The organism is Pseudonocardia halophobica, assembly GCF_050948485.1.
Lineage (GTDB): Bacteria > Actinomycetota > Actinomycetes > Mycobacteriales > Pseudonocardiaceae > Pseudonocardia > Pseudonocardia halophobica.
Genome location: NZ_CP192046.1, coordinates 5,571,241 through 5,595,448 on the forward strand (window position 1 = coordinate 5,571,241; position 24,208 = coordinate 5,595,448).

Genomic DNA, 24,208 nt, shown 5'->3' on the forward strand with positions numbered 1-24,208 from the left:
GCCGCCCGTGCCGCGCCCCCGCGTTCCCCGCTGCGTCCGAGTCGCCGTCGCCGCGCTCGCCGCGGTCGCCGTCGCCGCCCCGCTGACCGCCTGCGGGAGCTCCCCGGACCTGACGATCTACTCGGGCCGCAACGAGCAGCTCGTGGGCGGGCTGCTCGAGAAGCTGGAGGAGCGGGTCGGCGGGACCGTCGAGGTGCGCTACGGCGGGAGCGCCGAGCTCGCCGCCCAGCTGCTGGAGGAGGGCGCCGGCACCGAGGCGGACGTGTTCTTCTCCCAGGACGCGGGCGCCCTCGGCGCGCTCGACGACGCGAACCGCCTGGAGCCGCTGCCGCCGGCGGCCCTCGACGCCGTCCCGGCGGCCTACCGCGCGGACGACGGCAGCTGGGTCGCGACCTCGGCCCGCTCCCGCGTGCTGTTCTACGACCCGCGGCAGGTCTCCGAGGCGGACCTCCCCGCCACGCTCGACGCCGTGACCGACCCGCGGTGGCGCGGGAAGATCGGCTACGCGCCGACCAACGCCTCCTGGCAGGCGTTCGTGACCGGGGTCCGGGTGCTGCGCGGCGAGGAGGGCGCCCGTGCCTGGCTGCAGGCCTTCGCGGCGAACCAGCCGGTCAGGTTCGACAACAACATCCAGATCCTCGACGCCGTGAACGCCGGGCAGATCGCCCTCGGCCTGTCCAACCACTACTACTGGTACGAGCGCGTGGCCGAGGTGGGCGAGCAGGCCGTCCCGGCCCGCGTCCACTACGTCCCGGGCGGCGACCCGCTCGGCCTGGTCAACGTGGCCGGTGCCGGGGTGGTCGCCGGGACCGCGCAGCAGGAGATGGCCCGCCGCGCCGTCGAGTTCCTGGTCTCCCCCGAGGCCCAGCAGTACTTCGCCGACGAGACGGCCGAGTACCCGGTCCGCGCGGGGGTCACGTCCACCCGGCACCCGCTGCGGCCGCTCGACCAGCTGCAGCCGCCGGACATCGACCTGTCCGACCTCGCGTCGCTGCAGCAGTCGCTCACGCTGCTGCAGGAGACCGGTCTGGCGTGACCGCGCCCCCGTCGACGCGGTCCCCCGCCCGGGCGGGGGCCGCGCCCCGGGCCCTGCTCGCCGCCGCCGCGGTCACCGGCGCGCTGGCCTGCGTCCCGCTGCTCTACCTGGGCGTCCGCGTCCTGGAGGCGGGTCCCGGCACGGTCGCCGGGATCCTGGCCCGGCCGCGGACCGGCGAGCTGCTGACCCGCAGCGTCCTGCTCGCGGGCTCGGTCACGGCGGCCTGCCTCGTCCTCGGCTGCGGGCTGGCCTGGCTGGTGGCCCGCACCGACCTGCCCGGCCGCCGGGTGTGGGCCGCGGTCCTGGCGCTGCCGCTGGCCGTCCCGTCGTACGTCGCCGGGTTCACCTGGATCGCCGAGTGGCCTGGGCTGGCGGGCTTCCCGGGCGCGTTCCTGGTGCTGACCCTGGTCAGCTACCCGTACGTGCTGCTGCCGGTCGCCGCCGCGCTGCTGGTGTCCGACGGCGGGCTGGAGGAGGTCGCCCGCTCACTCGGCCGCGGCCCGGGCCGGGTCCTGCTGTCGGTCACGCTGCGCCGGGTCCGCCCGACGGCGGCGGCCGCGGGCCTGCTCGTCGCGCTCTACGTGCTCAGCGACTTCGGCGCGGTCTCGCTGATGCGCTACGAGACCTTCACGCTCGGCATCTACACGAGCTACCGGGCCACCTTCGACCGCACGCCGGCGGCGGTGCTCGGCTGCGTCCTCGTGGTTCTCGCGGCGCTGCTGACCTGGGGCGAGTACCGCGCCCGCGGGCGCGCCGCCGGATGGGTCGGCCGCGGCACCCCGCGCCCGCCGGTGCCGGTGCGGCTGGGGGCCTGGCGGCCGGTCGCGCTGCTGGCGGTGGTGGCCGTCGCCGCCGCCGCCCTCGGGGTGCCCGCGGTGAGCCTGGTGCGCTGGACCGTGGCGGGCACGTCGGCCGGGGTCGACTGGCCCGCGCTCGGGAGCGCCGCGGTCGCGACCCTGCAGGTCGCCGGGCTCGGCGCGGCCCTGACCACCCTGCTCGCGCTGCCGGTGGCGATCCTCGCCGCCCGGCACCGTGGCCGCGTGGTCACCGCCGTCGAGACCGCGGCCTACGCCGGGCACGCGCTGCCCGGCGTGACGATCGGGCTCGCCCTGGTCTTCGTCGGGATCCGGCTGGTCCCGGGGATCTACCAGGAGCTGCCGCTACTGGTCGTCGGGTACGCCGTGCTGTTCCTTCCGCTGGCGGTCGGGGCCGTCCGCACCGCGGTCGCGGCCGCGCCCGTGGGTCACGAGGAGGTCGCCCGCTCGCTCGGCTGCGGCCGGGCGGCGGCGTTCGCGCGCGTCACCCTCCCCCGGGCGCTGCCCGGCACGGTCGCCGGCGCGGCGCTCGTGTTCCTCACCGTGGTCAAGGAGCTGCCGGTGACCCTGATGCTGCGGCCGACCGGGACGGACACCCTCGCGGTGCAGCTGTGGAGCCACACCGGGGCGGGCGCGTTCGCGGCCGCGGCCCCGTATGCCGTGGTGCTCGTGCTGGTCTCGGCCGTCCCGGCCGCGCTGCTCGACCGGGCGGTGCACCGGTGAGCGCCGGGCTCGCGGTCGCGGGCGTGCGCGCGGGCCATCCCGGCGTTCCCGTCCTGCACGGGGTGGATCTGACGGTGCCCGCGGGCGCGCTGGTGGCGGTGCTCGGCGGCTCCGGCAGCGGCAAGACGACGCTGCTGCGCTGCGTGGCCGGCTTCCACCCGCTCGATGCCGGCGAGATCCGGCTCGGGGACCGCGTCGTCGCCGGGCCGGGCGTCGAGGTCCCGCCGGAGCGCCGTCGGGTCGGCCTGGTCCCCCAGGACGGCTCGCTGTTCGCGCACCTGTCGGTGGCCGCGAACGTCGGGTTCGGGCTCGACCGGGCCGCCCGCCGCGGCCCCCGGGTGCGCGAGCTGCTGGACCTGGTCGGGCTCGCCGACCTCGCCGACCGCATGCCGCAGGAGCTCTCCGGCGGCCAGCAGCAGCGGGTCGCGCTGGCCCGGGCACTCGCCCCGGACCCCGCCCTGGTGCTGCTCGACGAGCCCTTCAGCGCCCTCGACGCCGGGCTGCGGGCCGAGGTCCGCGAGCAGGTCCGCGCCGCGCTGCGGGCGGCCGGCACCACCGCGGTCCTGGTCACACACGACCAGCAGGAGGCGCTCGGCGTCGCCGACCTCGTCGCGCTGCTGCGCGACGGCCGGATCGTCCAGGTCGCTCCGCCGCGGGAGATCTACGGCACGCCGGCCGACGTCGGCGTGGGCACGTTCCTGGGCGAAGCGGTGGTCCTGCCGGCGGTCGCCCGCGGCGGCTGTGCGGAGACCGTGCTGGGCGCGCTCCCGGTGGCGGCCGCGGACGGCCCCGGCCGGCTCCTGGTCCGGCCCGAGCAGCTGAGGCTACGCCCCGGCGGGCCGGCGCGCGTCCGGGAGGTGATCTTCCACGGGCACGACGCGACCGTGCTCGTCGAGCTCGGCGGTACCACGCTGCGCTGCCGCACGGCCGAACCGGAGACCCCGGAGCCGGGCAGCGAGGTGAGCCTGCAGGTCCGCGGACCGGTGCGCTTCTACCCGGACTGACGCGGCCGCCCGGCCGAGGACCTCCTGCACGGCGACGCCGACGACCAGGCAAGCGAGCACGACGACGGCCGTGGGCAGCCCGGTCAGCGCCGACATGACCGCGTAGTGGGTCAGGTAGATCGCCAGCGACGCCCCCGCGAGCAGCCCGCACAGCCGCACGAGCGGCCGCGGCACCGGCAGCGTGGGCACCAGCAGCAGCGCCGTGCCGACGGCGACCACGGCCGCCCGGTGCGGCTCGTGGGCGAACATCATCGGCACGGCGACGGCGAGTCCGGCGAGCACCGCGGCGCGCTGCCACGCGGTCGCGGCGCGCTGCGCGGCCCAGCCCAGCGCGAACAGCCAGATCACGGTGTGCACGCTCATCTGGCGCAGGGAGAAGGCGTTGGCGCCGTCGTCGACGAACTGGCCGAGCAACCCGGCGAGGTACACGGCCGCGGGCAGGGCGAACGGCAGGCTCCGGTCGAGCGCCCGCACCGCGGGGACCGCGAACAGCAGCGCCATCAGCAGCAGGATCTGCGGCAGCGTCTCGACGAACCAGTACCCCCACGCCTCCGGGTCGATCACGTAGTTGAGCAGCAGCGCGTTGTACCAGTCGACGTCGTCGGCGACGGTCGCGCGCCAGGCCACCCACAGCGCGCTCGGCACGGCGATCCGGGCGGCGGTGCGCAGGATCGTCCGCGACGGCCGGGGTGGGGCCAGGGCGAACCGCGCGAACGCCCAGCCCGCCGCGGCCAGCAGCACGTGGGAGCCGCCCAGCAGCCGGAACAGCCCCACGTGCGAGCCCACGATCAGCACGATCGCCGCGACCCGCAGGACGACCGGGGTCTCCACCGGCAGCCACCGCCGCGGCGCGCGACCGGGCCCGGCGAGCGCGACGAGCTCCGCCACCGTGCGTTCGGGCCAGTCCGGCGGCAGCGCACCGACCGCGCGTTGCAGCCGCAGCGCCGTCTGAACGTACCGCAGCGAGTCGCCACCGAGCCCCACGAAGGTGTCCGCGTCGGTGATCGTGCGGCCCGGGAACACCGCCGCGAAGGCCCGGCGCACCGGATCCGGGCCCGCGGGCGGCTGCTGCGGGGCGGCCGAGGCGGCGACCGCGGCGAGGTCGACCTTGCCGGTGGGCAGGCGCGGGATCGCGTCGACCTCGGCGACCCGGACGGCGGTCGGCGGCAGCCCGAGCCCCTCCGCGAGCAGGTCGGCCACCGCGGTCGCGTCGCCGCCGCGTACCACGGCGACGGCCAGGCCGGTGTCGTCGCCCGTCGCCGCGGCCACCACGCCCGCCGCCGCGAGGATCCGCTCGACCTCGTCGAGGTCCACCCGCAGCCCGAACGGCTTGACGAACCGCGCCGCGCGTCCGGTGATCTCGAGCAGGCCGTCGGGCCGCAGCCTGGCACGGTCGCCCGTCTCGAGCCGGTCGACGGTCCGGCCGAGGGCGAGATCGGCGCCGCTGCGCGCGTAGCCGAGCATGACGTTCTCGCCGCGGTAGACCAGGTCGCCCACGCCGTCCGGGTCCGGTCGCTCGATGCTGAAGGTGCCGCCGGGCACGGCCACCCCGACCGCCGACGGCGCCGTCGCCGCCCGCTCCGGCGGCAGGTAGGCCATCCGGGCCGTGGCCTCGGTCTGGCCGTACATGACGTAGAGCGCCCACCCGCGCTCCGCCCCGAGCGCCGCGTACCGCTCGACCGCGGCCGGCTCCCACCGCCCGCCCGCCTGCGTGACGTAGCGCAGCGACGGGAGCGCGCGGTCGGCGAAGCCCGTCGCGTCGAGCAGGTCGAACGTGTACGGGACGCCGTGCAGGCTGGTCAGGCCGAGCTCCGCGAACTCGGTCCAGAAGGCGGGCTCGGCGACCGACCGGCTCGGCAGCACCACGGTCGCGCCGCGCGCGAGGTTGCTGTTCACGACGGAGAGGCCGTAGCAGTACTGCAGCGGCAGGGTGAGCGGTGCCCGGTCTCCCGGCCGGATCGGCAGGTACCCGGCGATCGATTCGGCGTTGGCCGCGAGGTTGCGCGCGGAGAGCCGGACGAGCTTCGGCGAGCCGGTCGTGCCCGAGGTGGGCAGCAGCAGGGCGAGGTCCGGGTGCAGCTCCGGGCCCGGCCCGCGCTTCTCGATCCGCACACCGTCGCCCTCCGGCCGCACGACGACGGCGGGGTCGTGGGCCGCGAGCAGCGGTTCGGCGCGCGCCGGGTCGTCGCCGACCAGCAGCGCGACGTGACCGGCCCGCAGCGCCGCCAGGTAGGTGACCACGGGCTCGACGCCGGGGCCGGCCACCACCGCGACGAGCCGCCGTCCGGTCCCGAGCTCGGCAGCCCGTGCGTCGGCCCGCGCCGCCAGTTCCCGATAGCTCAGGCACTCCCCGCCGGGCACCAGCAGGGCCGGGCGCCCGCCGTGGCGCGCGAGGGCACCGGCGAACCCCGGCGTTTCGGTCATACTTCCATCAGATGTGGTGAGCCTGGCCTTGGCAATACACCGGACGGACGGACCTCGTCACAGCGCCGGCGGGAGGGCCCGCCGCAGCCGCGCCGCCGCCCTGAGCCCGCCGCTCGGCGGCAGCTCCAGTACCAGCGACCCGCCCGCCAGCTCGACGGTGCGGGCGGCGATCGCGAGGCCCAGCCCGGAGCCGTCGACGTTGTTCTGCCCGGGCGAGCGCCAGAACCGGTCGGTGGCCCGTTCGAGCTCCTCCGGCGGGATCCCGGGCCCGGTGTCCAGCACCGCCACGTCGACCAGGGGCGGGTCCGCGCCGCGCACCGGCCGGACCGTGACGGTCACGCTGCCGCCGGGCGGGGTGAACTTCACGGCGTTGTCGAGGAGGGCGTCGAGGACGGTCTCGATGCCCCCGGGCGCCATCCGCACCCGCAGCCCGCGCACGCCGCCGCGCAGCAGCCGCAGGCCGGTGTGCTCGGCGAGCGGGCGCCAGGCGTCGAGGCGGTCGTCGACGGCCGGGTCGACCGCCGTGTCGACCTCCCGGTCCACGCCGGCGTCGCGCTCGGCGCGGGCCAGCGCCAGCAGCCCGTCGAGCACACCGGAGAGCCGCTCGGCCTCCTCCAGCGCGGCGACGTGCTCCTCCGCGGCGCCGCCCTCGACGTGCCCGTCGAGGTTGGACAGCCGCAGGCGCAGCGCGGTGAGCGGGTTGCGCAGCTGGTGGCTCGCGTCGGCGACGAAGGCCCGCTGGGTCGACGGCGCCTGGCCGACCGACTCCGCCATGCGGTCGAAGGACAGGGTGAGCCGGCGCAGCTCGGGCGGGCCGGACCCGTCGGACACCGGCTCGGCGGGCCGCCCGGCCAGCACGGCGCGCGTCACGCGGCCGGTGCCCTCGTCGAGGCGGCGCACCGGTCGCAGGATCCACCGGGTGACCGGCACCGCGACCAGCACGCCGAGCGCGAGCGCCGCCAGCACCAGGGCCGCGACCAGCGACCAGACGCGGATCTCGGCCGCCCGCAGCGCGTCGGTCGGGGACACGGTGATGGCCGCGCCGCGCACCTCGCCGTCGACCAAGACCGGTTCGGCGAGCACCAGCGGACTGGTGTCCCACGGCATGATCAGCGGCGGCGCGGCCGACCGGCGGCTGGCCAGGGCGACCTGCAGGCGTTCCCGGCCGCCGGCGTCGAGGGCGGGCGGCGCCGCGCGCGAGGCCGCGACGACCCGCCCGGCCCGGTCGACGACGGTGACCGCCACGCCGTAGACCTCGTCGTAGCGGGCCAGCTCCTCGGCCAGCCCGGCCGCGCTGTCCTCGGTGATCGGCCGCTGCGCGCGCGAGGCGAAGTAGATGGTGTCGGTGAGCCGGTCGATGAACAGCTCCTGCTGCGCCGCACGCGAGTTCGACACCGCCAGCGGCACGCCGAGGCCCAGCGCCAGCAGCCCGACCAGCACGCAGACGATGACGAGCAGCCGGGTGCGCACGCCTCGGCCCGCTCAGCCGCCGAGCCGGTACCCGACGCCGCGCACCGTCTGGACCAGCTCGGGCCGGCCGAGCTTGGTGCGCAGGGTGGCCACGTGCACGTCGAGCGTCCGGTTCGCGCCCGGCCAGCTGCGCCCCCACACCTCGGCGACGATCCGGGTGCGCGTGCACACCGTGCCGCGCGCGGCCGCGAGCAGCGCCAGGACCTGGAACTCCTTACGCGTCAGCGTGACCTCGGCGCCGTCGACGGTCACGGTGTGCCTGCCGAGGTCGATCGCCACGCCGTCGTCCGTCGTCACCACCCGGTCGGCCGGCTCGCCCTCGCTCGGGCCGCGGCGGCGCTGCACCGCGTGGATGCGCGCAACCAGCTCGCCGACGTCGTAGGGCTTGACCACGTAGTCGTCGGCGCCGGAGTGCAGGCCCACGATCCGGTCCTCGACGTCCCCGCGGGCGGTGACCACGATGACCGGGACGTCACTGGCCTGCCGGATCGCCCGGCAGACGTCGACCCCGTCCGCGTCGGGCAGGCCGAGATCGAGGAGGACGACGTCCACGCCCGTGAGGTGGTCGACCGCGCCGCGGCCGCGTTCGAGCCGCGTGGTGGTCATTCCGTGCCGGTGCAGGGCGGGGCGCAGCGCCGCCGCCACGCGATCATCGTCCTCCACGAGCAGAATGTGCACGCGGTTCCCCTCCGAGGTCGTTATTGGATAGAGACCCTAAAGGTTGCCCAAGGTGGTGGACTCGCCTGTCCGAATCGTCCTAGCGTCCCGCCATGCCTGGAGGCCGACCGTGACCGACACCCCCATGATCCGCATGGCCGCGGTGGACAAGCACTTCGGCGAGCTGCACGTGCTCAAGGACATCAACCTGGAGGTCGAGCGCGGTCAGGTGGTGGTCGTGCTGGGTCCCTCGGGCTCCGGCAAGTCCACCCTGTGCCGCACGATCAACCGGCTGGAGCCGGTCGACTCCGGGACCATCGAGGTCGACGGCCGCGCGCTCCCCGCCGAGGGCAAGGCGCTGGCCGGCCTGCGGGCCGACGTCGGGATGGTGTTCCAGAGCTTCAACCTGTTCGCGCACAAGACCGTGGTCGAGAACGTCATGCTCGCGCCGCTCAAGGTGCGCAGGCAGGACAAGGCGGCCGCCGAGAAGAACGCCGTGCGGCTGCTCGAGCGGGTCGGGATCGCGAACCAGAAGGACAAGTACCCGGCACAGCTCTCCGGCGGCCAGCAGCAGCGCGTGGCGATCGCCCGGGCGCTGGCGATGGACCCGAAGGTCATGCTGTTCGACGAGCCGACCTCCGCGCTGGACCCCGAGATGGTCCAGGAGGTGCTCGACGTCATGACCGGCCTCGCCAAGGACGGCATGACGATGCTCGTGGTCACCCACGAGATGGGCTTCGCCCGCCGCGCGGCGCACCGGGTGGTCTTCATGGCCGACGGCGAGATCGTCGAGGACTCCACTCCGGACGACTTCTTCACCAACCCGTCGAGCGACCGCGCCAAGGACTTCCTCGGGAAGATCCTTACCCACTGACGCCGCTCCCCTCGAACCGACAGGAGATCCGATGAAGTTGCGTGCCCTCGTGGTGGGGCTGGCCGCGGCCGCCCTCACCCTGACCGCCTGCGGCCAGTCGGGGAGCCCCGGCGGCTCCTCCGGCGGTCCCGTGGTCTCCGAGGCCCCGGCGGCCGGCGTCCAGGTCCCCGACTCGACGACCTTCGCCGCCATGCAGCAGCGCGGCCGCGTCGTCATCGGCGTCAAGGACGACCAGCCCGGCCTGGGCTTCAAGGACGCCACCACGGGCGAGTACTCCGGCTTCGACATCGAGATCGCCCGGCTCGTCGCCGCGAAGCTCGGCTACGGCACGGACAAGATCGACTACAAGACGGTCCCGTCCGCGGCCCGCGAGGACGCGATCTCCCGCGGCGAGGTCGACTACTACGTCGGCACCTACACGATCAACGACAACCGCAAGCAGCGCGTGTCGTTCGCCGGCCCGTACTTCGTCGCCGGCCAGGGCCTGCTCGTCCGCTCCGACGAGACCGCGATCACCGGCAAGGACACCCTCAAGGGCAAGAAGGTCTGCTCGGTGACCGGCTCGACGCCGATCCAGCGGGTCCGGGACCAGGGCCTGACCGAGCCGGAGAACATCGTCGAGTTCCAGACCTACACGCAGTGCGTGGACCAGCTGCTGTCCAAGCAGGTCGACGCCGTCACCACGGACGACGCGATCCTCAAGGGCTACGCCGCGCAGCAGCCCGACAAGCTCAAGGTCGTGGGCGAGACCTTCTCGACCGAGCCGTACGGCATCGGCCTGAACCACGACGACGCCGCGCTGCGCAACAAGATCAACGACATTCTGCAGGCCTCGTACGACGACGGCACCTGGCAGAAGATCTACGACAACACCCTCGGCAAGTCCGGCTCGCCGGCCTCGCCGCCCGCGCTGCAGCGGTACTGATCCGATCCGGCCGGGGCGGCTCCTGACCACCAGGACCGCCCCGGCCGGCGTCTTTCGTCCGAGAGCTCCGCCGGAGGGGTGGGCCCGCCGTGAACGTCCTGCTGGACAACATCGACCTCTACGCCCGGGGCTTCCTCGGCACCATCGAACTGTTCGTCGTGTCGGCGATCGGCTCGCTGATCCTCGGGGCCCTCCTGGCGGCGATGCGCGTCAGCCCGGTGCCGATCCTGCGGGCGTTCGGCACGCTGTACGTCAACATCCTGCGCAACACCCCGCTCACGCTGGTGATCTTCTTCTTCGCGTTCGCATACCCGCGGCTGGAGATCGCCGATCTCTCCTACTTCACCCGCGCCTGCATCGGCCTGATCCTCTACACGGCCGCCTTCGTCTGCGAGGTCATCCGGTCCGGCGTCAACACGGTGCCGGTCGGGCAGGCCGAGGCCTCCCGCGCCCTGGGCTTCACCTTCACCCAGACGCTGTCGCAGGTCGTGCTCCCGCAGGCGGTGCGCAACGTCGTCCCACCGCTGGCCAACATCCAGATCGCGCTGCTCAAGAACACCACGATCGCCGCGGGCTTCTCGGTCACCGAGGCCGGCGGGATCTACCAGGCGCTGTCGGAGCGCGGCGCCAACGTCTTCGTCGGCCTGCTGTGGGTCGCCGTCGGCTTCCTCATCCTGGTCGTGCCGCTGACGCTGCTGCAGCGCAACCTGGACCGGCGCTGGAGCACCGCGCGATGAGCGCGCATCGGCTCGGCGCGATGAGCGCGCATCGGCTCGGCGCGATGAGCGCGCATCGGCTCGGCGCGATGAGTCGCCGATCCCTCCCCGCCCCGTCCGCGCCGCACACCGGGAGCGCCTCGTGACCGCCGTCCTCTACGACATCCCCGGCCCCCGGGCCCGGGTGCGCAACACGCTGTTCGGCGTCGTCGGCACCCTCGTCGTGCTGGGGTTCCTCGGGTTCGTGATCTACCGCTTCGCGGTGACCGGGCAGTTCGACGCGCGGCTCTGGAGCTGGATCACCTACGTCAACATCCAGTACCTGCTGCTGGGCGCGCTGGGGAACACGCTGAAGGCGTTCGCGGCGGCCGCGGTGCTGTCGCTGCTGTTCGGGGCGGTCTTCGCCGCCGGCCGGATGTCCGACCACCGGTGGATCAGCCGGGTCTCGGCGACGATCGTGGAGTTCTTCCGCGCCGTCCCGCTGCTGGTGCTGATCTTCATCCTGTTCTTCGGCGTCTCGCGCGGCCTCGGCGTGAACATCTCGGCCTACTGGGCCGTGGTCCTCGGCCTGATGCTCTACAACGGCTCCGTGCTCGCCGAGGTGTTCCGGGCGGGCGTGCGCGCGCTGCCGCGCGGGCAGTCGGAGGCCGCGTACGCGCTGGGCATGCGCAAGACGCAGGTGATGACGAACGTGCTGCTGCCGCAGGCGCTGCGCGCGATGCTGCCGACGATCCTGAGCCAGCTCGTCGTGGTGCTCAAGGACACCGCGCTCGGCTTCATCATCCTGTACCAGGAGCTGCTCTACCAGGCGCGTTTCCTCGGCAGCCAGGGCCAGCTCGGCGCCCCGATCCTGCAGGTCGCGATGGTGGTCGCGGTCATCTACATCGCGATGTGCCTGATCCTCTCGGGCCTGTCCAAGCTGCTGGAGAAGCGGCTGCGGAAGAGCCCGCGGGGCGGCGCGGCGGCGGCCGACGAGGCCGAGCGCGAGGAGGAGTACGCGGCGACCCTCTAGGGACGTCGGGCGGATCGCCCACCGCGGTCTCGGCGCCGACCCCTGTCTAGCTGCCGCCTGCCTGCTCGCCGTTGCGCAGGTTCTCCACCCACACCGGCTCGATCCCCTCGGCCTCGGGCAGCGCGAAGCCGTACACCTGGGCGTAGAAGCTCAGCTCGGCGTCGAGGGCGCGGCGGATGTTCTCCGACCGCCGGAAGCCGTGCTGCTCCCCCGGGAACAGCAGGTAGGCCACGGGCACATGCCGGGCCCGGAGCGCGTCGACGATCGCCTCGGACTGGTTCGGCGGGACGATCGCGTCCTCCGCGCCCTGCAGCACGATCAGCGGGGTGTGGAACAGCTCGACGTGCCGGATCGGCGACCGCTCGACATACACGTCCCGGGCCGCGGGGTACGGCCCGACCAGACCGTCGAGGTAGCGACTCTCGAACTTGTGCGTGTCCGCGGCCAGCGCCTCGAGGTCGGCGACGCCGAAGTGGTCCGCCCCCGCCGAGAACGGGGTGTCCTCGCGGGCCAGCGCGGCGAGGGTGGTGTACCCGCCCGCCGAGCCGCCCCGGATTGCCAGGCGCTCGCTGTCGACCCGCCCCGTCGCCGCCAGGTACCGCGCCGCGGCCAGGCAGTCCGCGACGTCGACGATGCCCCAGGCGCCCTTGAGCTCCTCCCGGTACGCGCGACCGAAACCGGTGGAACCGCCGTAGTTGACGTCGACGACCCCGAACCCGCGGCTGGTCCAGTACTGCACCCCGACCGACAGCACCGGCATGGCCGCCGCCGTCGGCCCGCCGTGGATCACGACGAGCAGCGGTGGCAGGGCGCCCTCCGGTGCGGCGACCTCGGGGTTGGCGGGCGGGTAGTAGAGCGCGTGCGCGGTCCGCCGTGCCCCCTCGCCGTCGACCGACGGGAAGGAGATCGACTCGGGGACGGAGAGGTAGCCGTCGTCGACGCCGAGCTCGCGGGGCGCGCGCAGGGTCTCCACGTCGCCGTCGACGCTCACGACGTGCACGCCGGGCTCCTCGGTGGGCGTCCCGGCGACGACGAGCACGCTGCCGACCCCGTACGGCACCACCGAGGCGACGGCCGAGAAGGGCAGGTCGAGCTCGGTGAACTCGCCGTCGGGCTCCCGGACGGCCAGCCCGTCGTACCCCTTGCTCCAGCGCGCGAACACGACCCGGCCGCCCGGCAGCACGGCGTAGCGTGAGGTGCCCAGCTGCCAGCCGGGGACGCCGATCTCCGCGTCGAGCACCACGACCGGCTCGATGTCGCGCCCGGGCAGCCAGCGGTAGAGGTTCCACCAGCCGGTGCGGTCGGAGAGGAACCAGAGCGACCCGTCCGGCTGCCAGCGCGGCTCGGAGACCGACTCCCCCGGCCCGCCGGCGATGATCGCCTCGTCCCCGGTCTCGAGGTTGCGGCCCATCAGCACCGTGTCGTCCCACGGCATGGACGGGTGGTCCCACTGGACCCACACCAGGCGCACGCCGTCGGGCGACAGCCGCGGGCTGGTCACGAAGTCCGGCCCGGTGACCAGCACCTCGGGCTCCGACGGCCGGTCCGCCGCCAGCCGGACGATCTCGTTGCGGACCGCCGCGGCGCCGCCCTCCGGCGCGTGCCGCTCACGGATCGCGAGGATCGCCGAGCCGTCCGGCGTGACGAACCCGTCCGCGTAGCGGTCCGCCCGCGGGAACGCCGGCTCCGGCGTGAGCGGCTCCGGCGCGCCGCCGGGCGCGAGCCGGTACAGCCGCTGGTCGGTCCAGTTGGCGAACCAGACCACCCCTTCGCGCACCCACCACGCGCCGCCGCCGTACTCGTGGACGCCGGTGCGCGCGTCGCACCCCTCGGGCAGCAGGTCCGTGGTGGCCCCGTCGGGCGTGCGGCGCACCAGCTGGGTGCGGCCCCCCTCGGTCGGCCGCGACTCGGCCCAGACCACCGTGTCGCCGTCCGTCCGCGCACCGGCCAGCCGCACCGAGGCCTCGACGACGAGCGCGGACGTGATCGGGGTCGGCCAGGAGCCGAAGGGCAGCACGGCGGGCGGGGTGTCGTGCCCGGGGGTCGACGGAGCGGCGTGCGCGGTCACGCCCGCAACGCTAGTGCCCGCCACCGACACTCCGCGATCACCCGCGACGAACGGGGGTGTCGCGGGCAGGGTATCGCGCGGGCTCGTCAGGGCACGGGTGGTGTCAGGGCACGGGCACCGGCAAGGCGCGGGCACCATCACAGCGCAGGCGTGGTCAGGCGTGGGCACGGGAACCGTCAGGGCGCGGGTGGTCGGCCGCGCGTCCGGAGTGCCGTGCGGAGCAGCCCGACGGCGCGGCGCAGCTCCCCGGGCCGCAGCACGGGCAGGACCCCGACGGCCCCGGACAGGCCCGTCCACCAGCGCACCTGCCCGTCGGTGCGGAGGACCCCGACGGCGGGCGTGCGGCAACCCGAGACCGCCGCAGGCAGGTTCGGGTAGATCTCGGCGAGCCGCGGCTCGGTGCAGGGCCGCACCTTCACCTTCACGGTCACGCACTCGGGCAGCTCGCGCGCGATGCGGGAGCAGTGCGGGCAGGCGACGTCGTAGACCACCACCAGCTCCCGCACCGCACGCGTCACCACCGAAGGATCTCCTCCCGCGCCCCCGGCCCGGGATCGGGGTCGACCCGGATCCCGGGAGGTGCCGGGCCGCGTAGCGTGGGGACGACCGCGCGGACAGGAGGCACCGACATGAGCCGGCCCGACGACCCACGCCCCGCCGACCCCACCGCCGACGTCACCGCCGACCCGGCCGCCGAGCCCGCGGGCGCCGAGTCCGAGCCGATCGACGCCGAGATCGTCGAGACGGAGACGGCGGGAACGTCGCCGGTGCCCGTCGCCCCGCCTGCACCCGGCACCCCGACCGCCACGGGCTACACCGACGAGGGCGTGCCCACGCTCGACTACGTCCGGGACAAGATCGAAGGCCGCGCCGCAACGGCTGCCGGCTGGCAGAAGCTCACGGGCGACACCGAGGCCGGCCGGGACGTCGAGGAGAAGTTCGCCGAGCGCGAGCAGAAGGCCAAGGACCGCCTCGAGGAGATCCGCCGCTCCATGGGCCTGTAGCCCCGCAGCGCCTCCTTGATCACCAACCGAGTGCCTCCACGGCAGCTCGGACCGCCGGCAGTGCACCCGGACCGCGATCTTCTCGCCGATGATCACCAGTTCAATGCACTGGCGGTGGGCTGCGCCGGTGGTCACTGGCGCCGACGCGCGAGCGCGCCCGAAGTCGACTGTGCTGAGGGTCGACTGTGCTGGCGGTCGGGTGCGCCGGCGGTCGGGTGCGCCGACGGCCGGGTGCGCTGACGGCCGTGCGTGCTGCCGGCCGGGTGCGCTGACGGCCGTGCGTGCTGACGGCCGTGCGTGCTGGCGGTTCGGGCGACCGGCCAGGCGATCGCGCCAGCCCCCACACCTGTTTCGACGCGACGCACCCGCTGGGCACCAAGCTCACACCCAGGAGGTCGGCGGCACAGGTCGTCGACAGGGTGTGCCGCGTCCCGACGGGTGTACGGCGAGATGCGCACGAGTCGTACAGAGCCAGTACACGCTCCGGTCGACCCGATGCCCGGCAGTGCGACTCGTCGTGATCGGCGATCGCGTGCGCCCACGGCGGCTCGGTCCGCCGACACTGCACCGGACCGTCGACCATGCCGGCAGGTGATCACCGGTCGACTGCACGGGCGGTGGAGCGACCCGGCCGGGCGGCCGCGGCGGCTCCAGGCCGTTCCGCACGGCACACCCGCCGGCACGAGTCGCGAGGTGTCTGACCGCGCCCCATCGGCAGTGCGACTCGTCGTGATCGGCGATCGCGTGCGCCCACGGCGGCTCGGTCCGCCGACACTGCACCGGACCGTCGACCATGCCGGCAGGTGATCACCGGTCGACTGCACGGGCGGTGGAGCGACCCGGCCGGGCGATCGCGACGGCTCCACACCGTCCCGTACCGCACACCGGAAGGCGCGACTCCGTGCGCTCGTCGTGATCAGCGTCTACGTGCACTCACGGCAGGTCAGTCCGCCCACAGTGCACCAGGCTGCCGATCTTGCCGCCGGTGATCATCGGTCGAGTGCACGGACGGTCCGACGACCCCGCCTCGCGATCGTGGCGCCTCCACACCCGTTCCGGCACAGCAGTCGTGAGTCGCGGGTGTGGGACCGCGCTCCATCGGCAGTGCGGCTCGTCGTGATCCTCAGCGTGCGCCCACGGCAGCGCAGCACGCCGCCACCGCACCGAGCCGCCGATCTTGTCTCCGACGATCGCCGTTCGAGTGCACCGGAGGCCGCGCGGCGCCACAAGAACACGCAGCCGACGATCGTCGGCGGGACGTGTTCCCCAGCGCATCCCCGGTCGTGAGTGGCAAGTGCCTCCAGGGGCACCTGCCACTCACGGGGTCAGCGGCGGAACAGCTTGTTGCCCAGCCACACGATCGGGTCGTACTTGCGGTCCACCACCCGCTCCTTCAGCGGGATGATCGCGTTGTCGGTGATCTTGATGTGCTCGGGGCAGACCTCGGTGCAGCACTTGGTGATGTTGCAGTAGCCGAGGCCGTGGTCCTCCTGCGCGAGGTCGCGGCGGTCGGCGGCGTCGAGCGGGTGCATGTCCAGCTCGGCGATCCGCATGAGGTAGCGCGGCCCGGAGAACGCGGCCTTGTTCTCCTCGTGGTCGCGGACCGCGTGGCAGGTGTTCTGGCACAGGTAGCACTCGATGCACTTGCGGAACTCCTGGCTCCGCTCCACGTCGACCTGCTGCATCCGGTACTCGCCGGGCGCCACGCCGGCCGGCGGGGCGAACGCGGGCACCTCGCGGGCCTTGACGTAGTTGTACTCGACGTCCGTGACCAGGTCCCGGATCACCGGGAAGGTCCGCAGCGGGGTCACGGTAACGACCTCGTCGTCGGCGAAGGTCGACATGCGCGTCATGCACATCAGCCGCGGGCGGCCGTTGATCTCCGCCGAGCACGAGCCGCACTTGCCCGCCTTGCAGTTCCACCGCACGGCGAGATCGCCGGCCTCGGTCTGCTGGAGCCGGTGGATGATGTCGAGGACGACCTCGCCCTCGTTGACCTCCACCGGGTAGTCGACGAGCTCGCCGCCGTCGGCGTCGCCCCGCCAGACCCTGAAGTGGTGCCAGTGGCTCATGCGCGCTCCCCCTGGCCGGCCCGGTGCCCGCCGAGCTCCTCGCCGGTGTAGTACTTCTTCAGTTCGTCGAGCTCGAACAGGTCGAACAGCTCGGGCCGCATCGGTATCTGCTCCTTGCGGGTCAGCTCCACGTCGTCCTCGCCGAGGCCCCGGCAGACCAGCAGCACGTGCCGCCAGTCGGAGTCCATGACCGGGAAGTCGTCCCGCGTGTGGCCGCCGCGGCTCTCCTGCCGCTCGAGCGCCGCCTTCCCCACGCACAGCGAGACCAGCAGCATGTTGCGCAGGTCCAGGGCGAGGTGCCAGCCCGGGTTGAACTCCCGGTGCCCCTCCACGCTGACGGTCCGGGTGCGGGCCGCGATGTCCTCGAGCTTCTTGAGCGCCATCTCCATCTCGTCGGCCTTGCGGATGATCCCGACGAGCTCGTGCATGGTCTTCTGCAGCTCCAGCTGCACGACGAACGGGTTCTCGCCGCCGTCCGTGGCGCTCGAGAAGGGCAGCAGGGCCCGCTCGATGGCCGCCTCGACGTCCCCGGACCGGACCTCCGGCAGCGCGCCGAGGCCGTCGGCGTACTCCGCCGCGCCCAGCCCGCACCGGCGGCCGAAGACGAGCAGGTCGGAGAGCGAGTTGCCGCCCAGCCGGTTCGACCCGTGCATGCCGCCCGAGCACTCGCCCGCGGCGAACAGGCCCGGCACCGAGCTCATCCCGGTGTCCGGGTCGACCTCGATCCCGCCCATGACGTAGTGGCAGGTCGGGCCGACCTCCATGGGCTCCTTGGTGATGTCGACGTCCGCCAGCTCCTTGAACTGGTGGTGCATCGACGGCAGCCGCTTGAGGATCTCCTCGGGCTTGAGCCGCGAGGCGATGTCCAGGAACACCCCGCCGTGCGGGCTGCCCCGGCCGGCCTTCACCTCGGAGTTGATCGCCCGCGCGACCTCGTCACGCGGGAGGAGCTCCGGCGGGCGGCGGTTGTTGTCCGGGTCGGTGTACCAGCGGTCCGCCTCCTCCTCGGTGGTGGCGTACTGCTCCTTGAACACGTCCGGGACGTACTCGAACATGAACCGCTTGCCCTCGGAGTTCCGGAGCACGCCGCCGTCGCCGCGGACCGACTCGGTGACGAGGATGCCCTTCACCGACGGCGGCCAGACCATGCCCGTCGGGTGGAACTGCAGGAACTCCATGTTGATCAGCGTCGCGCCGGCGCGCAGGGCCAGGGCGTGGCCGTCGCCGGTGTACTCCCAGGAGTTGGACGTGACCTGGTAGCTCTTCCCGACCCCGCCCGTCGCCATGACGATCGCCGGGGCGTCGAACCGGACGAACCGGCCGTCGTTGCGGAAGTAGCCGAAGCAGCCGGCGATCCGGCCGTCCGTGGTGAACAGCTCGGTGATCGTGCACTCGTGGAAGACGCGCAGGTGGGACTGGTAGTCCCCGGTGACCTTGTGGTCGTCCTGCTGCAGCGACACGATCTTCTGCTGCAGCGTGCGGATCAGCTCGAGGCCGGTGCGGTCGCCGACGTGCGCCAGCCGCGGGTAGGTGTGCCCGCCGAAGTTGCGCTGGCTGATCTTGCCGTCCTTGGTGCGGTCGAACAGCGCGCCGTAGGTCTCCAGCTCCCAGACGCGCTCGGGCGCCTCCTTGGCGTGCAGCTCGGCCATCCGCCAGTTGTTGAGGAACTTCCCGCCGCGCATGGTGTCGCGGTAGTGGACCTGCCAGTTGTCGTTGGGGTTCGCGTTGCCCATCGCCGCCGCGCAGCCGCCCTCGGCCATCACGGTGTGCGCCTTGCCGAACAGCGACTTCGAGATGATCGCGACCCGCTTGCCCTGCAGTCTCGCCTCGATCGCCGCGCGCAGGCCCGCGCCCCCCGCGCCGATGACGACGACGTCGTAGGTGTGCTGCTCGACGGTCCGGTCGGTCTGGTCGGTCATCCTGTTCACCCCACGATCCGCAGGTCGGAGAACCAGCCCGCGGAGACGCACATGATGTAGGCGTCCGTGATCGCGAGGCTGGCCAGCGTGGTCCACGCCAGTTGCATGTGCTTGCCGTTGAGCTTCGTGACGAAGGTCCAGGCCTTGTAGCGCAACGGGTGCCGGGAGAAGTGGTTCAGCCGGCCGCCGACGATGCTGCGGCAGGAGTGGCAGGACACCGTGTAGGCCCAGAGCAGCACCACGTTGGCGACCAGGATGATGTTGCCCAGCCCGAGGCCGAAGCTCCCGTCCGCCTTGATGAACGCCATGATCGCGTCGTAGGTGTTGATGATCGAGATCAGCGCCGCGATGTAGAAGAAGTACCGGTGCAGGTTCTGCAGGATCAGCGGGAAGCGGGTCTCGCCGGTGTACTTGCCGTGCGGCTCCGCCACCGCACAGGCGGGCGGGCTGCCCCAGAAGGCCCGGTAGTAGGCCTTGCGGTAGTAGTAGCAGGTCAGCCGGAACAGCAGCAGGAACGGCAGCGAGATCAACGCGTACGGCAGCCACGGCACGTCCGGCACGAACCGGCCGAAGTGCGCCGCCTGCTCGACGCAGCCGTAGGACACGCAGGGTGAGTAGAACGGCGTCAGGTAGTTGTACTCCGCGACGAAGTACCACTCCTGCATGAAGGCCCGGACGGTCGCGTAGATGACCCACGCGCCCAGCCCGACCAGGTTGAGCAACGGTGGGAGCCACCAGCGGTCGGTGCGGAGCGTCCGTGCCGCGATCCGGGCCCGGCCCGCGGCCCGCTGATCGGCGATGTCAGTGGTGGATGACACGTCGTCGTTGTCCCCGTCTTCTCCGGCGTCTTTGCCTGTAGTGCGGATCACAGGGAGCCTACGACGCGGGTCACAGCCGACGGGTGTCAGGTGGGGAACAAATGGGTACGGGAGACGGACGTCACACTACGTGCCCGGTCCGTCACGCAGCACGACGAGCCCGACCCCCACCTGGGGAATCGGGCTCGTGCGTGTGGAGTTGTCGGCCCGGGATCAGGCCTTCTTGCGCCGCCCGCCGACCGTCGCCTTGAGGTAGTCGTGGTTCAGCTGGGAGATCACGTCGAGCGGGATCTCCTTGGGGCAGGCCGTGGCGCACGCACCGGTGTTGGTGCAGCCGCCGAAGCCGGCGTCGTCGTGCGTCTCGACCATGTTGACCACGCGCTCCCAGCGCTCCGGCTGGCCCTGCGGCATCTCGCCGAGGTGCGTCAGCTTGGCGCCGAGGAACAGGGAGGCCGAGCCGTTCGGGCACGCCGCCACGCAGGCGCCGCAGCCGATGCAGTTCGCCGCGGCGAACGAGCGGTCCGCGTTGGCCTTCGGCACCGGGGTGGAGTGCGCCTCCGGGGCCGAGCCGGTGTTGGCGGAGATGTAGCCGCCGGCCTGGATGATCTTGTCGAACGCGCCGCGGTCGACGACCAGGTCCTTGATCACCGGGAACGCGCCTGCCCGGAAGGGCTCGACGGTGATCGTGGAGCCGTCGGCGAACTTCCGCATGTGCAGCTGGCAGACGGTGGTCGCCTTCTCCGGGCCGTGCGGGTGGCCGTCGACGACCATGCTGCACGTGCCGCAGATGCCCTCGCGGCAGTCGTGGTCGAACGCGACGGGCTCCTCGCCCGACAGGATCAGCTTCTCGTTCAGCACGTCGAGCAGCTCGAGGAACGACATGTCCTCGCTCGCGTCCTCGACGACGTAGGAGACCATGCGGCCCTTGTCGACGGCGTCCTTCTGCCGCCAGACGCGCAGGTTGACCTTCACTTGTAGCTCCGCTGGGTCGGGTGGACGTACTCGAACAGGAGCTCTTCCTTGTGCAGCACCGGGGCCGAGCCGCGCCCCGTGTACTCCCAGGCGGCGGCGTACGAGAAGTTCTCGTCGTCGCGCTGGGCCTCGCCGTCCTCGGTCTGGCTCTCGCCGCGGAAGTGCCCGCCGCAGGACTCCCTGCGGTGCAGGGCGTCCAGGCACATGAGCTCGCCGAGCTCGAGGAAGTCGGCCACGCGGCCGGCCTTCTCCAGGCTCTGGTTGAGCTCCGCCCCGGTACCGGGGATCTTCACGTTGTTCCAGAACTCGCGGCGCAGCTCGGGGATCAGCTCGAGGGCCTTGCGCAGGCCGTCCTCGGTGCGCTCCATGCCGCAGTAGTCCCACATGATGTGGCCCAGCTCGCGGTGGAACGAGTCGACGGTGCGGGTGCCGTTGATCGCCAGCAGCGTCTCGATCCGGTCCTGGACCGCCTTCTCGGCCTCGACGACCTCGGGGGCGTCGGGGGCGACCTCCGGCAGCTTGTTCGACGCCAGGTAGTCGCCGATCGTGACCGGGAGGACGAAGTAGCCGTCGGACAGGCCCTGCATCAGCGCGGACGCACCGAGCCGGTTGGCGCCGTGGTCGGAGAAGTTCGCCTCGCCCGCCACGTACAGGCCCGGGATCGTGCTCTGCAGGTCGTAGTCGACCCACAGCCCGCCCATCGTGTAGTGCACGGCCGGGAAGATGCGCATCGGGACCTCGTAGGGGTTCTCCCCCGTGATCCGCTCGTACATCTCGAAGAGGTTGCCGTACTTGGCCTCGACGGCCTTGCGGCCCAGGCGCTGGATGGCGTCGTCGAAGTCCAGGTAGACACCCAGGCCCGACGGGCCGACCCCGCGCTTCTCGTCGCAGACCTCCTTGGCCGCGCGGGACGCGATGTCGCGCGGGACCAGGTTGCCGAAGCTCGGGTACTTGCGCTCGAGGAAGTAGTCGCGCTCCTCGTGCGGGATCTCCTTCGGGCCGCGGGTGTCGCCGATCTGCTTCGGCACCCACACCCGGCCGTCGTTGCGCAGCGACTCCGACATCAGGGTCAGCTTCGACTGGTGGTCGCCGGAGACCGGGATGCAGGTCGGGTGGATCTGCGTGAAGCACGGGTTGGCGAACAGCGCGCCCTTGCGGTGCGCCCGCCACGCGGCGGTGACGTTGCAGCCCTTGGCGTTCGTCGACAGGTAGAAGACGTTGCCGTAGCCGCCCGTCGCGAGCACCACCGCGTCCGCGAGGTGCGTCTCGATCTCGCCGGTGACCATGTCCCGGACCACGACGCCGCGCGCCCGGCCCTCGACCACGACCAGCTCGAGCATCTCGTGCCGCGGGTACATGGTCACGGTGCCGGCGTTGACCTGCCGCTCGAGCGCCTGGTAGGCGCCCAGCAGGAGCTGCTGGCCCGTCTGGCCGCGGGCGTAGAAGGTGCGGGAGACCTGGACGCCGCCGAACGAGCGGGTGTCGAGCAGGCCGCCGTACTCGCGGGCGAACGGCACGCCCTGTGCCACGCACTGGTCGATGATCTGGCGGCTGATCTCGGCGAGCCGGTGGACGTTCGACTCCCGGGCCCGGAAGTCGCCGCCCTTCACGGTGTCGTAGAAGAGCCGGTAGACGCTGTCGCCGTCGTTGCGGTAGTTCTTCGCCGCGTTGATGCCGCCCTGCGCGGCGATCGAGTGCGCCCGCCGCGGGCTGTCCTGGTAGCAGAACGAGGTGACCTGGTAGCCGGCCTCGCCCAGGGTCGCCGCCGCGGCGCCGCCGGCCAGGCCGGTGCCCACGACGATGATCTTGACCTTGCGCTTGTTGGCCGGGTTGACCAGCTTGACGCCGAACTTGCGGCGCTCCCAGCGGGTCTCGATCGGACCGTCGGGGGCGGCCTTGTCGACGACGGGGGCACCGACCGAGAAGTCGGAGTAGCTCATATCAGATCCATCCGAAGGTGACGGAGATCGGGACGATCAGGAAGCCCAGGACCAGCAGGCCCGAGAAGCCCGTGGCGATCGCCTTCAGGATCGGCTCGCGCTTGTTGCTGTTCCAGCCGAAGGTCTGGACGGCGCTCCACAACCCGTGGCGCAGGTGGAAGAAGATCGCCAGCAGCGCGATCACGTACCAGATGGTCACGTACCAGCGGCTCGGGGCGAAGTCCGCGGTCACGTTCTCGTAGACGGCCAGGTGCTCGCCGTTGGGGTTCAGCGTGCCGACCGTCAGGTCGAGGATGTGGTAGACGATGAAGAGCAGCACGATCACGCCGCCCCAGCGCATGGTGCGGGTCGTGTAGTTGCCCTTCACCTTGTTGCCGGCCGCGTACTTCACCGGCCGGGCGCGCTTCGCCCGCAGCGCGAGCAGGGTCGCCGCCCAGATGTGGCCGATCACCGCGAACGCCAGCACGATGCGGACGACCCAGACGAAGCCCTCCCAGCCGAGGACCGGCTGGAGCAGGGTACGGAGCCAGATCGCGTACTCGTTGATCGACGTCTGGCCCCAGAAGATCTGCAGGTTGCCGATCATGTGCACCACGAGGTACAGCACCAGGAACACGGAGCTGACCGCGATCACGAACTTGAGCAGGACGGCGGGGATGCGCGGCCGCTTGGGCCGGGCGGGCGCCGCCGCGGAACTTGCGGGGGCCTTCGCCGAGCCCCTGTTAGACACCTGTGTCGCCACGTCGTCAGTGCACTACTCAGGCGTCGGGTCGTCCAATGCATGGAGTCGGCATGATCTATGCACGTAGGCTATACACGTGACACTTCAGCAGCTTGCGTACTTCGTGGCGGTCGCCGACGTGCGCAGCTTCACTCGGGCGGCCGACGTCGTCGGTGTTGCCCAGCCCACACTGTCGCGGCAGCTCAGGGCCCTGGAGGACGATCTCGGGGCCCCGCTGGTGAACCGCGGGAAGGTCGTCACGCTCACCCCCGCGGGCGAGGCGGTGCTTCCGCTCGCCCGCCGGATGCTCGCCGACATGGACCTCGCGCGTACCTCCGTCGCCGAGCTCGTCGGGCTGCGGACGGGCCGGGTGCGGGTCGGCGCCACGCCGTCCATGTGCATCGGCCTGCTCGCCGACGTGCTGCGGCTCTTCCACGAGCGGCACCCGGAGATCCACCTGGAGCTGGCCGAGAACGGGTCGCAGTCGCTGGTGCGCGACCTCGCCCGCGGCGCCCTCGACGTCGCGCTGGTCATCGTGCCGCCCTCCGGCGTCGACCCGGCGCTGCACACGCTGCCCCTCCTGCGCGAACGACTGTCGGTCGCCTCGCCGCGGTCCGGCCGGCCGCCCTCGTCCCGCGGGTCGATGACGGTCGCCGAGCTGTCCCGGCGCTCGCTGGTCATGGTGCGGCAGGGTTATGACCTGCGCGAGGTCACGCTCGACGCCTACCGCGCCGCGGGCGTCACGCCCAAGTTCGCCGTCGAGGGCGGCGAGATGGACGCCGTGCTCCGACTGGTCGAGGCCGGGACCGGCGTCGCGGTGGTGCCGGATCTGGTGTTCGCCGGGCGCCCGCGGCTGCGGCGCACCGTGCTGACCCCGCCGCTCTACCGCACGGTCGCGCTGGCCCGCCGCACCGACATCGCACCCACCCACGCCGCCCAGGCCTTCATCGACACCCTGCTCACCTACATCGGCTCGGTCGCCGCGACGGGCGGGCTCTCGGCCGACGTCCAGGTGCTGCACCGGCCGGAGGAGTAGGG

General features: G+C 72.8%; 19 protein-coding genes and 1 pseudogene. 9 read left to right on the forward strand and 11 right to left on the reverse strand.

Going from position 1 to position 24,208, the window contains the following annotated elements:
* Window positions 1–7 precede the first annotated feature (7 nt).
* The 3 genes from ACQP04_RS26425 to ACQP04_RS26435 are packed head-to-tail and all read left to right on the forward strand — an operon-like array spanning window position 8 to window position 3,578.
* Complete coding sequence (locus tag ACQP04_RS26425) at window positions 8–1,036, forward strand: iron ABC transporter substrate-binding protein (protein ID WP_433503266.1); 1,029 nt, start codon at window positions 8–10, stop codon at window positions 1,034–1,036.
* A complete protein-coding gene (locus ACQP04_RS26430; protein WP_433503267.1) occupies window positions 1,033–2,574 on the forward strand; it encodes an ABC transporter permease in 1,542 nt (513 codons plus the stop codon). The genes ACQP04_RS26425 and ACQP04_RS26430 overlap by 4 nt, the downstream gene beginning before the upstream one ends.
* Window positions 2,571–3,578 (forward strand): ABC transporter ATP-binding protein, encoded by a 1,008-nt coding sequence (locus tag ACQP04_RS26435; protein ID WP_433503268.1) that lies wholly within the window; start codon window positions 2,571–2,573, stop codon window positions 3,576–3,578. Before ACQP04_RS26430 ends, ACQP04_RS26435 begins: the two co-directional genes overlap by 4 nt.
* A 1,464-nt stretch (window positions 3,579–5,042) precedes the next feature.
* Here the strand turns inward: ACQP04_RS26435 and ACQP04_RS26440 are convergent.
* The 3 genes and pseudogenes from ACQP04_RS26440 to ACQP04_RS26450 form a co-directional block, all read right to left on the reverse strand.
* Window positions 5,043–6,002: pseudogene (locus ACQP04_RS26440) on the reverse strand (AMP-binding protein); the annotation flags it as partial.
* Window positions 6,003–6,059: 57 nt separating this feature from the next.
* Entirely contained in the window at window positions 6,060–7,472 is a 1,413-nt protein-coding gene (locus ACQP04_RS26445) for a sensor histidine kinase (RefSeq protein ID WP_433503269.1), read from the reverse strand.
* A 12-nt stretch (window positions 7,473–7,484) separates the two neighbouring features.
* Complete coding sequence (locus ACQP04_RS26450) at window positions 7,485–8,150, reverse strand: response regulator transcription factor (protein WP_037052455.1); 666 nt, start codon at window positions 8,148–8,150, stop codon at window positions 7,485–7,487.
* A gap of 124 nt (window positions 8,151–8,274) precedes the next feature.
* Between ACQP04_RS26450 and ACQP04_RS26455 the strand changes: the two genes are divergently transcribed.
* The 4 genes from ACQP04_RS26455 (at window position 8,275) to ACQP04_RS26470 (ending at window position 11,656) form a co-directional block, all read left to right on the forward strand.
* Window positions 8,275–9,003 (forward strand): amino acid ABC transporter ATP-binding protein, encoded by a 729-nt coding sequence (locus ACQP04_RS26455; protein WP_037052569.1) that lies wholly within the window; start codon window positions 8,275–8,277, stop codon window positions 9,001–9,003.
* 31 nt (window positions 9,004–9,034) lie between these two features.
* On the forward strand, window positions 9,035–9,928 hold the full coding sequence (locus ACQP04_RS26460; RefSeq protein WP_433503270.1) for a glutamate ABC transporter substrate-binding protein: 894 nt from the start codon (window positions 9,035–9,037) through the stop codon (window positions 9,926–9,928).
* A gap of 89 nt (window positions 9,929–10,017) precedes the next feature.
* Window positions 10,018–10,665 carry an amino acid ABC transporter permease gene (locus tag ACQP04_RS26465; protein ID WP_433503271.1) on the forward strand — a complete coding sequence of 216 codons (648 nt, stop codon included), beginning with the start codon at window positions 10,018–10,020 and terminating at the stop codon, window positions 10,663–10,665.
* Window positions 10,666–10,786: 121 nt separating this feature from the next.
* Window positions 10,787–11,656: an amino acid ABC transporter permease gene (locus tag ACQP04_RS26470; RefSeq protein WP_433503272.1), complete on the forward strand. Its 870-nt coding sequence runs from the start codon at window positions 10,787–10,789 to the stop codon at window positions 11,654–11,656.
* A 46-nt stretch (window positions 11,657–11,702) separates the two neighbouring features.
* Here ACQP04_RS26470 and ACQP04_RS26475 read toward each other — a convergent pair whose 3' ends face one another.
* Complete coding sequence (locus ACQP04_RS26475) at window positions 11,703–13,724, reverse strand: prolyl oligopeptidase family serine peptidase (protein ID WP_433503273.1); 2,022 nt, start codon at window positions 13,722–13,724, stop codon at window positions 11,703–11,705.
* Window positions 13,725–13,900: 176 nt separating this feature from the next.
* Window positions 13,901–14,245, reverse strand: coding sequence for a hypothetical protein (locus tag ACQP04_RS26480; protein WP_433503274.1), 345 nt, complete (start codon window positions 14,243–14,245; stop codon window positions 13,901–13,903).
* 108 nt (window positions 14,246–14,353) lie between these two features.
* Here ACQP04_RS26480 and ACQP04_RS26485 point away from each other — a divergent pair, with 108 nt between their 5' ends.
* Window positions 14,354–14,728 carry a hypothetical protein gene (locus ACQP04_RS26485; RefSeq protein ID WP_433503275.1) on the forward strand — a complete coding sequence of 125 codons (375 nt, stop codon included), beginning with the start codon at window positions 14,354–14,356 and terminating at the stop codon, window positions 14,726–14,728.
* A gap of 1,325 nt (window positions 14,729–16,053) precedes the next feature.
* On the opposite strand, the gene ACQP04_RS26490 is transcribed toward ACQP04_RS26485, so the two are convergent.
* The 6 genes from ACQP04_RS26490 to ACQP04_RS26515 form a co-directional block, all read right to left on the reverse strand.
* A complete protein-coding gene (locus ACQP04_RS26490) occupies window positions 16,054–16,800 on the reverse strand; it encodes a succinate dehydrogenase/fumarate reductase iron-sulfur subunit (RefSeq protein WP_433503276.1) in 747 nt (248 codons plus the stop codon).
* Entirely contained in the window at window positions 16,797–18,719 is a 1,923-nt protein-coding gene (locus ACQP04_RS26495) for a fumarate reductase/succinate dehydrogenase flavoprotein subunit (protein ID WP_433503277.1), read from the reverse strand. Before ACQP04_RS26495 ends, ACQP04_RS26490 begins: the two co-directional genes overlap by 4 nt.
* A gap of 5 nt (window positions 18,720–18,724) precedes the next feature.
* Window positions 18,725–19,537 (reverse strand): hypothetical protein, encoded by an 813-nt coding sequence (locus ACQP04_RS26500; protein ID WP_433503278.1) that lies wholly within the window; start codon window positions 19,535–19,537, stop codon window positions 18,725–18,727.
* A 213-nt stretch (window positions 19,538–19,750) separates the two neighbouring features.
* Window positions 19,751–20,509 (reverse strand): succinate dehydrogenase/fumarate reductase iron-sulfur subunit, encoded by a 759-nt coding sequence (locus ACQP04_RS26505; RefSeq protein ID WP_037052470.1) that lies wholly within the window; start codon window positions 20,507–20,509, stop codon window positions 19,751–19,753.
* On the reverse strand, window positions 20,506–22,449 hold the full coding sequence (locus ACQP04_RS26510) for a fumarate reductase/succinate dehydrogenase flavoprotein subunit (RefSeq protein ID WP_433503279.1): 1,944 nt from the start codon (window positions 22,447–22,449) through the stop codon (window positions 20,506–20,508). The genes ACQP04_RS26505 and ACQP04_RS26510 overlap by 4 nt, the downstream gene beginning before the upstream one ends.
* A gap of 1 nt (window position 22,450) precedes the next feature.
* Window positions 22,451–23,179: a succinate dehydrogenase cytochrome b subunit gene (locus tag ACQP04_RS26515; protein ID WP_433503280.1), complete on the reverse strand. Its 729-nt coding sequence runs from the start codon at window positions 23,177–23,179 to the stop codon at window positions 22,451–22,453.
* Between the two features lie 88 nt (window positions 23,180–23,267).
* On the opposite strand from ACQP04_RS26515, the gene ACQP04_RS26520 reads away from it, so the two are divergent.
* Window positions 23,268–24,206 (forward strand): LysR family transcriptional regulator, encoded by a 939-nt coding sequence (locus ACQP04_RS26520; protein WP_433503281.1) that lies wholly within the window; start codon window positions 23,268–23,270, stop codon window positions 24,204–24,206.
* Window positions 24,207–24,208 lie beyond the last annotated feature (2 nt).